Origin of the sequence: Prescottella equi (assembly GCF_002094305.1) — a bacterium.
Lineage (GTDB): Bacteria > Actinomycetota > Actinomycetes > Mycobacteriales > Mycobacteriaceae > Prescottella > Prescottella equi.
On sequence record NZ_LWTX01000004.1, the window covers coordinates 1 to 14,588 of the forward strand.

The window sequence follows — 14,588 nt, forward strand, 5'->3', positions numbered from 1 at the left end:
GCGATGCCCGAATTGTTGAGTCCCCCCGGATTCATGACACGAGCCTAGTTCGAACGAATGTTCGAGTCAACCAGGCGCGGACCGTTCAGCGCAGGGTGTGTAGTTCCTGCGCGGTCGCCGCGTACGCGGTGTCGTAGTCGAGCGCCGTGAGGGCCTCGACATCACCGACCCGGGTGAACTCCTCCCACGCGCGTCCGTCCCGGCTGCGCCATGCGTTGCCGTCGACGTCCATGCCCCACAGGGCGCCGTCGGTCCCCGCCGAGACCAGTCCGAGCCGCGGTGCGCCCGGCGTGGGGGCGAACGTGCGGGCGCCGTCGGTGCTGAGCAGCAGACCGTCCGGGGTGGCCGCCCAGATGCCGGCTTCGGTCACCGCCAACGCGGATACCCCGATCGCCGCACCGTCGGCCCACGTCGCACCGTCGTCCGCGGATACCCGGATGCCCGACGAGGTGTCGAAGCCGGCGAGTACGTCGCCGTCACTGGCAAGGGCGTGGAAGTCGACCTCACCGACGAGGGACCGGGACTCCCACGTCACTCCGCCATCGGTGCTGCGCGCCAGGCCCAGCGGATCGGGAGCGTCGCTCGAGGGCCCCGGGTGTCCCGACGAGAACAGGGTGTCGGTGCCGGGTACTCCGCTGAGGCCCATCAGATCGTCGTCCGATGTCCCGACCCGCGTCGTGTTCCCGGACGGTGCCAGTGCGAGCAGGCCGGAATGCGTTCCGGCGAGCACTGTTCCGTCGGCGTCGACGTGCAGGCCGTGCAGATGGTCCAGCTCGGGGCTCAGCGGCATGGTCGTCAGTCGTGGATTGGGCGCCGGCGGGGTGGTCGTCTCGGCATCGGCCGTCGTCTTCGTGTCGGTGGTGCACCCGGCCACGGCCAGGGCCGCCGCGGCGATCAGGGGCAGTGCGGCGGTGCGGAATCGCGCCATCAGTAACTTCTCCGTCCTCGGGATGGGTGTGGGGCGGGAATCGTCGATCAGTCGACGTAGGAGAGGACGGTCATCATTCCCGCCTCACCGTGATAGAGGTTGTGGCAGTGGATCATCCACTGGCCCGGATTGGTCGCGTCGAGGTCGACCTCCACCGTCTGTCCGGGAAGCACGAGCGAGGTGTCCTTGCGTGCACCTGCCCCCGATCGGTCCACCACCTGATAGGTGTGGCCGTGCACGTGCATCGGGTGGAACATCATGGTGCCGTTGACGAAACGCAGCCGCACACGCTCACCCTCGGTGACCTCGAGTGGGGTGTGATCGCCGTAGGTCTCGCCGTTGACGGTCCACGTGTATCCCGACATCTCCATTCCGAGAATCAGGTCGTGGGTGCGGTCGGGCGCGCGGGCCGCGAGCCGGACGTCGGCGGGCGCTCGCAGCTGCGCGCCGGTCACCGGATTCGCGGTCAACTCCGTCGGCCGGGCATCGGGGCCGGGGGTTTCGCCGGCGCCGGTCCGCAGGACAGCGAGCGCATGTCCGTTCTTGCCCTCGGCGGAGGCGACGATCGGGAAGGCCCCGTCGCCGAGTGTGACGGTCACGTCGAATCGTTCGCCCATGCTGATCAGCACGGACTCCGCCTCGAGAGGTTCGACCCGGTAGCCGTCGCTGTGGGTCACCGTCATCCGGTGTCCGCCGACCGCGAACCGGAACGCTGTGTCCGCAGCCGCGTTGACGATCCGCAACCGGATGCGTTGGCCGGGACGGCCCGCGACGTTGGCCGGGTCGAGCACCGTGCGTCCGTTGATCAGGTAGTACGGATAGTTGACGTCCCCCGCGTCCGTCCCCAGCGGGTTCCCCGGATCGGCGCGCATGCCCATACCGCCCATGCCCATTCCACCCATCGCCCCGTGGTCCATGCCGCTCATCCCGGGCATGCCCTCCCGGCGCAGAGTCGCGAGCTGCTCGTCCGGGGTACCGGCGACCCCGTCGAGCCAGTCGTCGAGGACGAGGACCGCCTCGAGGTCGTAGTCCGCGCCGTCGTCGGGATCCTCGACGATCAGCGGCGCGTAGAGTCCGCGGTCCAACTGCATTCCGACGTGCGGATGGAACCAGTGGGTTCCGGCGTCGGGAACGGTGAACTCGTAGCGGAACGAGTCCCCGGGCCGGACCGCCGCCTGTGTCAGTTCGGGCACCCCGTCCATGTCGTTGCGCAGGGCGATTCCGTGCCAGTGCACCGTCGACTCGTCGGGAAGTTCGTTGGCGAAGTCGACGCTGAGGACGTCGCCCCGGCGGGCGCGGATCTCGGGGCCCGGCACGCGTCCGTCGTAAGCCCACGTGTCCACGACGACGCCGCCGAGGTCGATGCGTTCGGGGCGTGCGCGCAGCGTGACGGCGACGGTGCGGCCGGTACCGCTGCGTCGGGCGTTCTCGGCAGCAGTCACGGCGGACGCGCCCGATCCCACTGCTGTCGTCGTCGAGGTGCCGGAGCCGCACGCGGTGGCGACCGCGGCCGCGCCGATGCCTCCGGCGAGCAGCATGAAGCGGCGCCGCGAGATGCCGTGCTGCAGGTGGTTGTTCCGTTCGATCATCGGGGCTCCTGAACATGGCGATCGTGCGACCACCGAAAACTACTGACCTACTTAGTAGGTTAGTAGAAGGCGAAGCGAAGAGCCCCGTAGCGTGGCCCGAGTCACCCGCGGGTGTCGCCGATCGGAGGGGTCAGAACACTGCGGTGATGCACAGCATCCGGCCGGCGAGGGCCAGCGCAGTGGCGGCGAGGGGGAGGGCCGCGAGGAGTGCGATCGCCGCTCCGAGCTGCGCACGGTTACGGAGTCGGTCGGCCCGATCCGCCGGCGAGGCGAGCCTCCCGGCTCGGTCCAGGACCGCGACGTTCCCGGCGCCCACCGCGCCGTCGGGGACGGGGCCGACGCCCGCGAGAGCGACGAGCCCGTGCAACAGCATGCGCGGTTCGTGAGTACGCATCGCCTGATCGTCCGCGCACATCTCGAGCAGCCGGGCGACATCCGCCGCACCCGCCGTGAAGATGGAGACCCGCGGCGCGGTGTCGGCAAGGGCACGCACGACGGCCAGGAGTTGCGGGTGCCGCCCGTCGAGGTGCGCGCGCTCGTGCGCGAGTACCGCGTCGAGTTGCGGATGATCGAGCGCGTCGAGGGCTCCTCGCGTCACGACGATGGCGTGGGGGCGCCCCGGCACGCAGTAAGCGGCCCGCTCCGGTGCATCGAGCACGACGGCGTCGACGCCGGCGATCCTGCGCCCCACCATCCGGGCGGAACGCGCGTGGTGGAAGGTGACCCGGCGACGCGCAGCGAGGTTGCGCGTCAACTGCACGCCGGCGAAGGTGAGCGTTCCGCCCGCAGCGAGCGCCACCACGGTCGTCGCGAACTGTGCGGCGGGCGCGCTGTGCACCCCGGACACTGCCTGCACGAGATGCTCGCAGGCGTCCACGATCGACCGCCCGACGACCGCCTCCGCGATGACGGCGACGACACTCACCACCGCCGCGAGCACCGTGGTGGCGATGGCGGCCAGCCAGGCGGCCACACCGAGCCGGGGTGCGATGCCGCTGCGGGTCAGGCGCGGCAGGATGCGCGGGGCGACGACGGCGACGGTGACGGCATACGCCGCCATGCACGCCGCCGCGCTCATCCGGCGTCTCCCCGGGAAGTGAAGCGGTCGAGCGCGATACGCAGGCTCGCCGACTGCTCCTCGGACATCTGCTCGATGAAATGAGTGAGTACCAGATCCGAGCGTCCGCCGTCGTCGAAGGCGTCACGCATCAGTCGGGCGGTGTGCTGCTCGCGGGTGAGGACCGGCCAGTAGCTGAATGCCTTGCCGACGCGTTCACGCTCGAGCCAGCCCTTACGGTGCAGATTGTCCATCGTGGACATCACCGTCGTGTACGCGATCGAACGCTCCTGCGCGAGCTCGTCGAAGACCTGTCGAACCGTGGCGGCGGCACCGCGATCCCACAATCGGTCCATCACGACGGCCTCGAGCTCGCCGAATCCGCGCACACGCACACATTCCTCCCGTTATCGTCGCCCTCAGGATACGACGCCGGGTGAGGTCCGGTCGCCGCGCTGAACGTGTGGCAAGGAATCGCCGCCCGCGATTCCGACGCTTTGCTCCGCCTGCACACGTGGGCGCGGATGGCCCGACGGCGTTGGCCGTCCTTATGTCGCGAGAGGCGGATCTCCACGTCATGCAACTCATGCAAGCGTCCCCACTGTGGGAGGGCCCGGCCGGCCTCTCGAACAGCTCTCGGAGGTCGATTCGAGGGATCGGCACCGCGATGCCCGTCGCCGTTGGAGTTGCGCCGGTGGCTCGGATGTGGGACTTCTTCGTGTCGTGGATTCGTGACGAGTTCGTATCCGCTGTGGCTCTACCGATCTGATCTAACGTTCGATGAAAGGGTGTGGGATGGCGGGTTCCAAGTGGCGCTTGGGGGTTCGGCGCATGGTGGCCGGGGTCGTGGCGGCTGCAGGCCTCACGGCCGGAGTCGCGGTGATGTCCGCCCCGGCCGCATCGGCACAACCGGCGCTACCGCCGTTGCCCAGCTCGTCCGAGATCACCGGTCTCATCGACCAGGCGACGTCGCTGGTCGGAACCGTCTCCGGTGCCATCCAGAGCATTCAGAACCTGGACTTCGGGTCCAGCTCCGGACTGCCCCTCGGCAGCCTCGGCCTCGGTGGGGTCGGGCGCCCGGCGTCGGGGCCGATCTCGCAGCGCTTCGGCGGAGGCCACATGGGCATCGACATCGCGGCGCCGATGCGTTCGCCGATCCTCGCGGCAGCCGACGGCGTCGTCATCGACTCCGGCCCCGCCTCGGGATTCGGGCTGTGGATCCGGATCCGTCACAACGACGGCACGGTGACCACGTACGGCCACAACGACGTCAACTTCGTCAAGGTCGGACAGCGGGTGTCGGTGGGCCAGCAGATCGGTCTGGTCGGAAGCCGAGGCCAGTCGACGGGCCCGCACCTGCACTTCGAGGTGGACCTGCCGGGGTGGATCAAGATCGACCCCATCCCGTGGCTCGCCGCGCGCGGCGTCATCATGTTCTGAGGTCCTCGTCTCTCGTCGACACCCGCGGGACGACGCGGGCCGCCCGCTGAGTGGTTCTCGGCAGGCGGCCCCGGGCGGAGGGTGATCAGTCGGCGACGACGGCGTCGGCCTCGATCTCGATCAGAAGGTCGGAGTCGATGAGGGCGCTCACCTCGAGGATCGTCGTGGCGGGACGGATCTCACCGAACACCTCGCCGTGCGCCAGGGCGGCTTCCTCCCACTTGCTCATGTCACGCAGGTACATGCGGGTGCGGATGACGTCCGAGAGGGACGCACCGGCCTCGGTGAGGGACGCTGCGATGGTCGCCAGGGCGCCGCGGGTCTGCTCCTCGAGGGTGGCGCCGGGAGAGGTGGTTCCGGAGACGGCGACCTGGTTGCCGATCCGCACGGCACGCGAGTAGCCGATCTTGGGCTCCCACTCGGAACCGGACGAGATGTTCTTTCTGGTCATGGCGAGAATTGTGACAGTCGCGTGTTTCCGGCATGTTCCCCGCCCGCCGATTTCCTCGAACGTCCATTCGAAGTTGCGGTTGACAGCGATTCGCACGCGTGTTCGACTGGATGCATGAGGTGGCAGGGGCAGACAATCGACACCGACGATGGTGCGCTCCCGGGACTCGAGCGGGCCGGGCTGGTACGCAGCGTCCAGACTCCCGAGTTCGAGGGCATCACGTTCCACGAGGTGCTGTGCAAGAGTGCGCTGAACAAGGTGCCCGAGGCGTCAGCGCTTCCGTTCCAGTTCACCGTCAACACGTTTCGCGGTTGCACGCACGCGTGCCGGTACTGCTTCGCGCGTCCCACGCACGAGTACCTGGATCTGGACGCCGGCAGCGACTTCGATTCGCAGGTCGTCGTGAAGATGAACGTCGCCGCGGTGCTGCGCAAGGAACTTGCGCGGCGATCGTGGAAGCGTGAGCACGTCGCTCTGGGTACCAACACGGATCCGTATCAGCGGGCCGAGGGGCGCTACCGGTTGATGCCCGCGATCATCGGGGCGCTCACCGAGTCGGACACGCCGTTCTCGATCCTCACCAAGGGCACGCTGCTGCGCCGGGATCTGCCGATGCTGCGGCAGGCCGCCGAGCGCGTCTCGGTCGGCATCGGGGTCTCCCTCGCGATCCACGATCCCGAACTGCAGAAGGCCGTCGAACCCGGTACGCCCTCACCACGGGCGCGCCTGGATCTGATCCGGTCGGTCACCGACGCGGGCCTGCCCTGCAATGTCATGGTGGCGCCGGTCATTCCCTACCTGACCGACTCGACCGCGCACCTCGACGGGTTGCTCTGCGCGATCGCCGACGCGGGGGCCACGGGTGTCACGATCTTTCCCATGCACCTGCGTGGCAGCACGCGCGGATGGTTCCTGAACTGGCTCGCCTCCGAGCATCCGGCGCTGGTGCGGAGGTACCGGCAGTTGTACGGCCGCGGTGCCTACGTCGCACCCGAGTACAAGACGTGGCTGCGAGCGCGCGTCGAGCCCATGGTCGAGAAGTACGGGCTGGGTGCACGATCCGAGCACCGCGCCGCACCCACTCCGGAGCGGCGTGAGCTCGCCACGGCCGGCACGGGGCCCGCGCTCACCCTGTTCTGAGGGAGCGCGGGCGCAGCGGGGTCAGCCGAGGCGTTCGACGATCAGGACGTTCGCGGTTCCGCCGCCCTCGCACATCGTCTGCAAACCGAATCGTCCACCCGTGCGTTCGAGTTCGTGCAGCAGGGTGGCGAACAGCTTCGTACCCGACGCACCCAGCGGATGTCCGAGCGCGATGCCGCCTCCGTTGACGTTGACGCGGTCCGGGTCCGCCCCGGTCTCGGCGATCCAGGCCAGCACGACGGAAGCGAACGCCTCGTTGACCTCGAACGCGTCGAAGTCGTCGATCCGCATTCCGGTCTTGCGGAGCGCATACTCCGTGGCCGGAATCGGCGCGCTGAGCATGAAGATGGGGTCCGCGCCCCGGACGCTGAGGTGGTGGATGCGTGCCCGCGGTGTCAGGTCGTGCGCCTTCACCGCGGCCTCCGAGGCGACGAGGACTGCGCTGGCTCCGTCCGAGATCTGGCTGGCCAGCGCTGCCGTCAGGGTGCCGCCGGGCCGCAGGGTGGGCAACTTCGCCATCGCCTCCAGGCTGGTGTCGCGTGGGCATTCGTCGATGGTGAAGTCGCCGACCGGAACCGTCTCGCTCGCGAATCGTCCCTCGGCGATCGCCGCCTGCGCCCGTTCGTGACTGCGCAGCGCCCAGCGCTCCATCTCCACGCGGCTGATGCCCCACTTGTCGGCGATCAGTTCGGCGCCGTGGAACTGCGAGACCTCCTGGTCGCCGTAGCGGCGCCGCCACTGCGCCGAGCCGGAGAACGGATCCTCGAAGCCGAACTCGCGACCGACGGTCATGGCCGCGGAGATCGGAATCCGGCTCATGCTCTGCACCCCGCCCGCCAGGATGAGGTCCGAGGCCCCGCTCATCACTGCCTGCGCGGCGAAGTGCAGCGCCTGCTGGCTCGACCCGCACTGCCGGTCGACCGTCGTGCCAGGCACCTCCTCGGGGAGTCCGGCGGCCAGCCAGGACGTGCGGGCGATGTTCCCGGCCTGCCCGCCGATCGCATCGACGCACCCGAAGACGACGTCGTCGACGGCTGCGGGGTCGACGGAAGTTCGGTTCATCGCGGCCCGGATGACGTCGGCGCCCAGATCGATCGGGTGGACGGCCGCGAGCGCTCCGTTCCTTCTCCCGATAGGGGTGCGAACGGCATCGATGATGTACGCCTCGGTCATGGGATGCTCCTCGCCGTTAATCAGGTAGATAATTAATCTATACAGGAGGTGGTGGGGCACGTCCAGCCTCGACTCGGCTGTCGCAACCTCCCCGCCCGATCTCGCTGCGACGGGTAGGTTCCGCGATAGACCGGCAACCGAGACGGGGCGGAGGGTGCGATGGGTGGGGAGGAGCCGCGGGCCGACGCCGAGGGCCCGGCCGCGACCGGTCGCGGCAGCCGACGAGCCGACCTGCGTTCACTGCGGGTGGCGATCGTCTACATCCTGCTCGCGGTCGCCGCCTACCAGGTCTCGGGTTGGCTGTTCCACCACATCCGGGACTTCCTCGGCATGCTGTTCCTCGCGTGGCTGGCCAGCGTCACCATCGAGCCCGTCGTCGACCGGCTCGAACGCACCGGTATGCGCCGCGGACTCGGAACCGGCCTCGTGCTGTTCGGGACGATCGTGTTCGCGATCGGATTCATCGCGATCTTCGGGGCGCTCCTGGCCGAACAGCTCGCGCAGCTGCTCGGAGCCCTACCCGACGCCCTGACCCGCGTGACCGATTGGGCCAACCGCAAATTCGGCACCGACTTCGCCACCGGCAAGGACCTCATCAACATCACGCCGGAGACGGTCCGGGATCTCGCCGAGAAGTACACGCCCGGTGTGCTGGGCGTCGTCTCGACGCTCGTCGGGGTGATCTTCCAGGCCGCGACGGTGCTGCTGTTCGTCTTCTACATGTCCGCGCAGGGCCCGCAGTTGCGCCGCACCATCTCCAGTTGGTTCCCGGCCCGTCAGCAGAAGGTGATCGCTTCGGTCTGGGAGATCTCCGTCGACAAGGCCGGCGGGTACGTGGTGTCGCGCGTCATCCTCGCGGCGTTCAGTGCGGTCGCCACCGGCATCTTCTTCCTGATCATCGGTGTCCCGTACTGGCTTCCGCTGGCGATCTGGACGGGCGTCGTCTCGCAGTTCATTCCGACGCTCGGCACGTACCTGGCGATCGGGCTGCCGGCCGTCATCGCTGCCGCCGCGCAGCCCCTGGACGCGGTGTGGGTGATCCTGTTCGGCACCGCCTACCAGCAGATCGAGAACTACATCCTCCACCCCCGGATCACCTCGCGCACCGTGTCGATCCATCCCGCGGTGGCGTTCGGGTCGGTGATCGTCGGCGCCTCGCTCTTCGGTGCCATCGGTGCGCTGGTGTCGGTGCCGGTGGTCGCGGTCATCCAGGCGATCGTCGAAACCTACGGCCACCGATACGAACTCGTCCAGGAAGTCGACGGTGGGCCGGACCGGGCCGCCGGGTCCGATGACGACGACGAGAACCGGGACGGCGAGTGATCCTCAGCGCTGCGGCCAGTAGGGCGCTCGCAACACCCGCTTGGTGAGTTTGCCCATCGTCGAGCGGCCGAGGTCGTCCCGGAATTCGATACTGCGCGGAACCTTGTAGCCCGCCAGCGAGGCACGGCAGTGCTCGACGAGATCTGCGACATCCGGCGTCCGCTCGCGGGGAACGACCAACGCGTGCACCGACTCGCCCATGTCGGCGTCGGGCACCCCGATCACCGCGGCATCCGCGACACCCGGGTGAGTGACCAGCACGTTTTCGATCTCGGCGGGATAGATGTTGACTCCGCCGGAGATGATCATGTCGGTCTCGCGATCGGTGATGAACACGAAGCCCTCGTCGTCGACGTAGCCGACGTCGCCCAGAGTGAACAGCCCCGGCCGGACGAGCGCGTCCGACGTCTTCTGCGCGGCGTTGAGATACGCGACGGACCGCCCGTCGCGCTCCTCGAATGCGAGCCTGCCCTCGACGCCGGCCGGGAGCTCGTTGCCGTCGGCGTCCACCGCGACGGCCCGGACGAACGGCGGGCGGACCTGCCCGACGCTGCCCGGACGTCGAAGCCAGTCGGCCGACGAGATCCCGCACAGTGGGCCGGATTCGCTACCGCCGTACGAATCGAACAGGACGGGTCCGAACCAGTCGATCATCGCCTGCTTGACATCACGAGGGCATGCGGCACCGGTGTGGGTGACGAGCTTCAGCGAGCCGACGTCGTAGCGGTCGCGGACCTCGTCGGGCAGCGACAACAGCCGGTGGAAGTGTGTCGGCACCATGAGTGACGTCGCGATGCGGTACCGGTCGACGGCCGCGAGGACCGACTCGGCGTCGAACCGTTCCAGCACGGTGACCGGCATGCCGCACGCGACGAGACGCACGCCGGCGAGCGGGCCGGTGTGGTGCAGCGGGCCCACCACGAGGTGACCCGGCCACTGGGCGAGCGGCAGGGACCGCATCGAGCGCACGTACGCGTCCACCGTCGTACCCGGGACCGGGCTGCCCGCAAGCGCGTTGACGCCCTTAGGGGTCCCGGTGGTGCCCGACGTGTAGGACAGGAAGGGCAGAGCCGGGACGTCCGACGGCGGGTCGTCGTCCGACGCCGCCGCGAGCCACCCCGTCCACGGTGTCACCGCGCCCGTGTCGCAGCGCCAGCCGACCACCAGCGGCACTCCCGCGAGGCGCGCCGCCTCGGCCCCGATCGCAGCGGTCTCCGGGCCGACGAACAGAACCGTTGCATGCGAATCCTCGAGGATGTATGCCAGTTCCGGCGCCGTCAGATGGAAACTCGCAGGAACGGGGGAGCAGCCCGCATGGATGAGCCCGGCGTGGGCGAGGACGGTCTCGGCGGAGTTGCGGGCGAACACCGCCACCCGTCGCTCCGGGCCCGACCCGCTGTCGCGCAGTGCGTTCGCGATCCTGTTCACCGTGCGGTCGACGTCCCGCCAGGACAGCTCGACGCGGTCGTCACGCAGCGCCACCTCGCCGGGGGCCTCGAGTGCGCGCTCACGATGCACGATCGCCAAGGGAAGCCTCCGGGAACTGTCGTCGAATGTCGGTCCCGCACAGGCTAGGCGGCGCGGGTCAGCGCAGCGCGGGCGGACTGTTCAGGTCCCGGGCCGCGTAGGTGTCGCACGCCGCGACCTTGCCGGAGTCCAAGCCTGCGGCGAACCACTTCTGCCGCTGCTCCGACGACCCGTGCGTCCACCCCTCGGGGTTGACCCGGGCACCGGCCGACCGCTGGATCCGGTCGTCGCCGACTGCGGAGGCGGCCGACAGCGCGTCGCGGACATCGGCGTCGGTCAACGGCTCCAGGAACGGCCGCGAGCTGTCGGGGCCGGGTTGGTTCGACGCGTAGTGCGCCCACAGTCCGGCGTAGCAGTCGGCCTGCAGTTCGGTGCGCACCGCCAGCGACGCCGCACCGCGCGGATCCTGTTGTGCCCGGCCGATGTCGCCGAGCTGGTTCTGGATGTGATGCCCGAACTCGTGCGCAACGACGTACTCCTGCGCGAGCGGGCCGGCATTCGCGCCGTACCGGTCGACGAGCAACTGGAAGAAGCTGGTGTCGAAGTAGGCCGTCGAATCGGCGGGGCAGTAGAACGGGCCGACGTCGCTCGTGGCGTAACCGCACCCGGTGTCGATCGCGCCGGAGAAGAGCCGAACCTTCGGCGCCTCGTACCTGACGCCGGTCTGGGTGGGCAGCTGTGCGCCCCAGACGGCGTCGAGACTCTCCGCGGTCCCGGCCACTCGGCAGCCGACGTCCCGGTTCGCGTCGACGCCGAACTCACAGTTCTCCAGACCGGAGCCGCCGACCGCGCTCGTGCCGGCGTCGTACGACCCGTCCGTCGCGCCGAGAAGCGACCCCGGATCGCCGCCGAGGAGCAGCGCGAGGACGAGGACTATCAGGCCACCCGCGCCACCGCCGAGCACGTACTTCCCGCCGCGTCGACCGCCTCCGCCACCTCCGACGGAAACTCGGTCGGCGTTGATCGGGACGTCGTCGTTGAACGTCATCGCGTTGGCTCCCTGTCCGAATCCGTGTGTGCCGGTCGTAACAGCATTCCAGCAATCCGGGCGTGCGTTTCCGGTAACACGAGGTGCCTCCGTAGGATCGCAGCAACAGAACACCGTGCCGTACGCACGGATCGACCACTGTGCTGGATGTTTGTGAAAGGAATCCCGTGCTGCGCACCCACCTGGCAGGCTCGCTACGACCCGAGCACGCTGAGCAGACCGTCACCCTCACCGGCTGGGTGGCCCGGCGGCGCGATCACGGCGGAGTGATCTTCATCGATCTCCGTGATGCGTCGGGCGTTTCCCAGGTGGTGTTCCGTGCCGGCGACGTACTCGAGCAGGCGCATCGACTGCGCGCCGAGTACTGCGTCAAGGTCACCGGCAAGGTCGAGGTGCGTCCCGAGGGCAACCAGAACTTCGAGATCCCCACCGGTGCCATCGAGGTCAACGCGACGGAGCTCGAGGTGCTGAACGAGAGCGCCCCGCTGCCGTTCCAGCTCGACGACCAGGCGGGCGAGGAAGCCCGCCTGAAGTACCGCTACCTGGATCTGCGCCGGGAGGGCCCGGGCCGCGCGATCCGGCTGCGTTCGAAGGCCAACGCCGCTGCGCGGGCCGTGCTGGCCCACCACGAGTTCGTCGAGGTCGAGACCCCGACCCTCACCCGCTCGACGCCGGAGGGTGCGCGTGACTTCCTCGTGCCCGCACGCCTGCAGCCGGGTAGCTTCTACGCGCTGCCGCAGAGCCCGCAGCTGTTCAAACAGCTGCTGATGGTCGGTGGCATCGAGCGCTACTACCAGATCGCGCGCTGCTACCGCGACGAGGACTTCCGCGCCGACCGCCAGCCCGAGTTCACTCAGCTCGACATCGAGATGAGCTTCGTGACGCAGGAGGACGTGATCCTCCTCGCCGAGGAGATCCTGCACGCGGTGTGGAAGCTCATCGGCCACGAGATCAGCACGCCGATCGCCCGGATGACCTACGCCGAGGCGATGCGCCGGTTCGGATCCGACAAGCCGGACCTGCGGTTCGACATCGAACTCGTCGAATGCATGGACTTCTTCAAGGACACGACGTTCCGCGTCTTCCAGGCGGAGTACGTCGGCGCGGTCGTGATGCCGGGTGGCGCGAGCCAGCCCCGCAAGCAGCTCGACGCCTGGCAGGAATGGGCCAAGCAGCGCGGCGCGAAGGGTCTGGCGTACGTCCTGGTGGGTGAGGACGGCACGCTCGGCGGCCCGGTCGCCAAGAACCTCACCGATGCCGAGCGCGACGGTCTGGCCGCCCACGTCGGCGCGAAGCCGGGCGACTGCATCTTCTTCGCGGCCGGCGCAACCAAGCCGATGCGCGCGCTGCTCGGCGCGGCTCGCGGCGAGATCGCCCGTAAGCAGAACCTCATCGATCGGGACGCGTGGGCGTTCGTGTGGATCGTCGACGCACCGATGTTCGAGCCCACCGCCGACGCCACCGCGAGCGGTGACGTGGCCCTCGGGTACAGCGCGTGGACCGCGGTCCACCACGCCTTCACCTCGCCCAAGCCGGAGTCGATCGATACGTTCGACACCGACCCGGGCAAGGCCCTGGCCTACGCCTACGACATCGTCTGCAACGGCAACGAGATCGGCGGCGGTTCGATTCGTATCCACCGCAAGGACATCCAGGAACGCGTCTTCAAGGTGATGGGCATCTCCCACGAGGAGGCCGAGGAGAAGTTCGGCTTCCTGCTCGATGCCTTCGCGTTCGGCGCCCCGCCGCACGGCGGCATCGCGTTCGGTTGGGACCGCATCACCGCGCTCCTCGCGGGAGTCGATTCGATCCGCGAGGTCATCGCCTTCCCGAAGTCGGGAGGCGGCGTCGACCCGCTCACCGACGCGCCCGCACCCATTACCGAACTCCAGCGCAAGGAATCCGGCATCGACGCCAAGCCCGAACCTGCGGCAGCCGAGTCCGAGTAGGACACCGGGGCGGGGGGAACACACGTGCTGCATCTGCGCGTGATCTGTCCGGCGGACTTCACCGACGAGGTTCTCGCACTGCTCGAGGAGGAGCCCGGCGCCACCCACATCACGGTGGCGCGGGGCTCCGCAGTGGAGCCCGCCGGTGACGTGGTCCAGGCGGACATCGCGCGCGAGTCGGCCAACGAAGTGCTCGATCAACTCCACGCGCTGCGAATGGAACACATCGGCGCCATCACGTTGGTGCCGACGGAGACGGTGCTCTCGGATTCGGCGCGGGCGGCCGAACAGGCGGCTCCCGGCGACCCGGACGACACGGTCGTCTGGGAGGAACTGATCTCCCGGACCCGCGAGGAGTCGACGCTCAACGTCACGTTCCTGGCGTTCCTCACCATTGCGTGTCTGCTGGCGTCGGTGGGCATCGTGACGGACTCGCCGGTGACGATCGTGGGGGCGATGGTGGTGGGGCCGGAATTCGGACCACTCGCCGCGCTCGCGGTCGCAGTCGCCCGCAGGAAGTTCAGCCTGGCCCGCCGTTCCTTGATCGCGTTGGTGGCCGGCTTTCCGTTCGCCATCGCCGTCACGGTGGCGTGCACGCTGATAGCCAAGTTGCTGGGCTGGGTCGACCTCGCGACGATCGAGGACCTGCACCAGGTCGACTTCATCTACCGGGTCGGACTGTCGTCGTTCATCGTCGCCCTGCTCGCCGGCGCCGCGGGCATGCTGGCCCTCGTCTCCGCGAAGTCGGCGGCGCTGGTCGGCGTGTTCATCTCGGTGACGACGGTCCCCGCGGCCGGTTTCACGGCGGTTGCCGCCACCCTCGGCGAGTGGCGGGTGGCGGCGATGTCGGCGCTCCAGCTCGGCGTCAATCTGACCGGAATTGTGATCGCGGCCATCGCGGTGCTGCTCCTCCAGCAGACGCGCACGCGTCGTGACCGAGCTGCAACACACAATATTCCCAGGTCAGCGCCCTGGGCGCCGCGTTCCTGATCCCGAATGCCCGGCCTCGAACGAGTCGGCCAG

At 69.0% G+C, this 14,588-nt stretch carries 13 protein-coding genes; 5 read left to right on the forward strand and 8 right to left on the reverse strand.

Features of this window, described 5'->3' with window-relative positions:
* Positions 1–85 precede the first annotated feature (85 nt).
* From A6I89_RS12200 to A6I89_RS12215, 4 genes are all read right to left on the reverse strand, one after another.
* Positions 86–928 (reverse strand): F510_1955 family glycosylhydrolase, encoded by an 843-nt coding sequence (locus tag A6I89_RS12200; RefSeq protein WP_022595682.1) that lies wholly within the window; start codon positions 926–928, stop codon positions 86–88.
* Positions 929–975: 47 nt separating this feature from the next.
* Positions 976–2,517: a multicopper oxidase family protein gene (locus tag A6I89_RS12205; RefSeq protein ID WP_022595683.1), complete on the reverse strand. Its 1,542-nt coding sequence runs from the start codon at positions 2,515–2,517 to the stop codon at positions 976–978.
* A 130-nt stretch (positions 2,518–2,647) separates the two neighbouring features.
* A complete protein-coding gene (locus A6I89_RS12210) occupies positions 2,648–3,595 on the reverse strand; it encodes a M56 family metallopeptidase (protein ID WP_044990939.1) in 948 nt (315 codons plus the stop codon).
* A complete protein-coding gene (locus A6I89_RS12215; RefSeq protein ID WP_005513497.1) occupies positions 3,592–3,969 on the reverse strand; it encodes a BlaI/MecI/CopY family transcriptional regulator in 378 nt (125 codons plus the stop codon). Before A6I89_RS12215 ends, A6I89_RS12210 begins: the two co-directional genes overlap by 4 nt.
* Positions 3,970–4,369: 400 nt before the next feature.
* Between A6I89_RS12215 and A6I89_RS12225 the strand changes: the two genes are divergently transcribed.
* Complete coding sequence (locus A6I89_RS12225; protein WP_022595687.1) at positions 4,370–5,014, forward strand: M23 family metallopeptidase; 645 nt, start codon at positions 4,370–4,372, stop codon at positions 5,012–5,014.
* Positions 5,015–5,099: 85 nt separating this feature from the next.
* Here A6I89_RS12225 and A6I89_RS12230 read toward each other — a convergent pair whose 3' ends face one another.
* The gene (locus A6I89_RS12230) at positions 5,100–5,465 is read right to left on the reverse strand and encodes a RidA family protein (RefSeq protein WP_037085313.1); all 366 of its coding nucleotides are present in this window, start codon (positions 5,463–5,465) and stop codon (positions 5,100–5,102) included.
* Positions 5,466–5,579: 114 nt separating this feature from the next.
* Here A6I89_RS12230 and A6I89_RS12235 point away from each other — a divergent pair, with 114 nt between their 5' ends.
* Positions 5,580–6,605 carry an Rv2578c family radical SAM protein gene (locus A6I89_RS12235; RefSeq protein WP_022595688.1) on the forward strand — a complete coding sequence of 342 codons (1,026 nt, stop codon included), beginning with the start codon at positions 5,580–5,582 and terminating at the stop codon, positions 6,603–6,605.
* Positions 6,606–6,626: 21 nt separating this feature from the next.
* On the opposite strand, the gene A6I89_RS12240 is transcribed toward A6I89_RS12235, so the two are convergent.
* Entirely contained in the window at positions 6,627–7,778 is a 1,152-nt protein-coding gene (locus tag A6I89_RS12240) for an acetyl-CoA C-acetyltransferase (protein ID WP_022595689.1), read from the reverse strand.
* A gap of 159 nt (positions 7,779–7,937) precedes the next feature.
* Between A6I89_RS12240 and A6I89_RS12245 the strand changes: the two genes are divergently transcribed.
* Positions 7,938–9,101: an AI-2E family transporter gene (locus tag A6I89_RS12245; protein ID WP_022595690.1), complete on the forward strand. Its 1,164-nt coding sequence runs from the start codon at positions 7,938–7,940 to the stop codon at positions 9,099–9,101.
* Positions 9,102–9,104: 3 nt separating this feature from the next.
* On the opposite strand, the gene A6I89_RS12250 is transcribed toward A6I89_RS12245, so the two are convergent.
* Together A6I89_RS12250 and ypfJ are read right to left on the reverse strand one after the other, a co-directional pair.
* Positions 9,105–10,619, reverse strand: coding sequence for an AMP-binding protein (locus A6I89_RS12250; RefSeq protein ID WP_232244938.1), 1,515 nt, complete (start codon positions 10,617–10,619; stop codon positions 9,105–9,107).
* 67 nt (positions 10,620–10,686) lie between these two features.
* Positions 10,687–11,616, reverse strand: a complete 930-nt coding sequence (ypfJ, locus tag A6I89_RS12255; protein ID WP_022595692.1) for a KPN_02809 family neutral zinc metallopeptidase — start codon at positions 11,614–11,616, stop codon at positions 10,687–10,689.
* A gap of 167 nt (positions 11,617–11,783) precedes the next feature.
* Between ypfJ and aspS the strand changes: the two genes are divergently transcribed.
* Together aspS and A6I89_RS12265 are read left to right on the forward strand one after the other, a co-directional pair.
* A complete protein-coding gene (gene aspS / locus A6I89_RS12260; RefSeq protein ID WP_022595693.1) occupies positions 11,784–13,565 on the forward strand; it encodes an aspartate--tRNA ligase in 1,782 nt (593 codons plus the stop codon).
* A gap of 24 nt (positions 13,566–13,589) precedes the next feature.
* A complete protein-coding gene (locus tag A6I89_RS12265) occupies positions 13,590–14,555 on the forward strand; it encodes a DUF389 domain-containing protein (RefSeq protein ID WP_022595694.1) in 966 nt (321 codons plus the stop codon).
* Positions 14,556–14,588: the final 33 nt, after the last annotated feature.

Excerpts from the sequence above, each read along its gene's own strand:
- A6I89_RS12240 (WP_022595689.1), bottom strand. The coding sequence starts at position 7,778 with ATGACCGAGGCGTACATCATCGATGCCGTTCGCACCCCTATCGGGAGA.
- ypfJ (WP_022595692.1), bottom strand. The coding sequence starts at position 11,616 with ATGACGTTCAACGACGACGTCCCGATCAACGCCGACCGAGTTTCCGTC.
- A6I89_RS12205 (WP_022595683.1), bottom strand. The coding sequence starts at position 2,517 with ATGATCGAACGGAACAACCACCTGCAGCACGGCATCTCGCGGCGCCGC.
- A6I89_RS12225 (WP_022595687.1), top strand. The coding sequence starts at position 4,370 with ATGGCGGGTTCCAAGTGGCGCTTGGGGGTTCGGCGCATGGTGGCCGGG.
- A6I89_RS12235 (WP_022595688.1), top strand. The coding sequence starts at position 5,580 with ATGAGGTGGCAGGGGCAGACAATCGACACCGACGATGGTGCGCTCCCG.
- A6I89_RS12210 (WP_044990939.1), bottom strand. The coding sequence starts at position 3,595 with ATGAGCGCGGCGGCGTGCATGGCGGCGTATGCCGTCACCGTCGCCGTC.
- A6I89_RS12230 (WP_037085313.1), bottom strand. The coding sequence starts at position 5,465 with ATGACCAGAAAGAACATCTCGTCCGGTTCCGAGTGGGAGCCCAAGATC.
- A6I89_RS12200 (WP_022595682.1), bottom strand. The coding sequence starts at position 928 with ATGGCGCGATTCCGCACCGCCGCACTGCCCCTGATCGCCGCGGCGGCC.
- A6I89_RS12245 (WP_022595690.1), top strand. The coding sequence starts at position 7,938 with ATGGGTGGGGAGGAGCCGCGGGCCGACGCCGAGGGCCCGGCCGCGACC.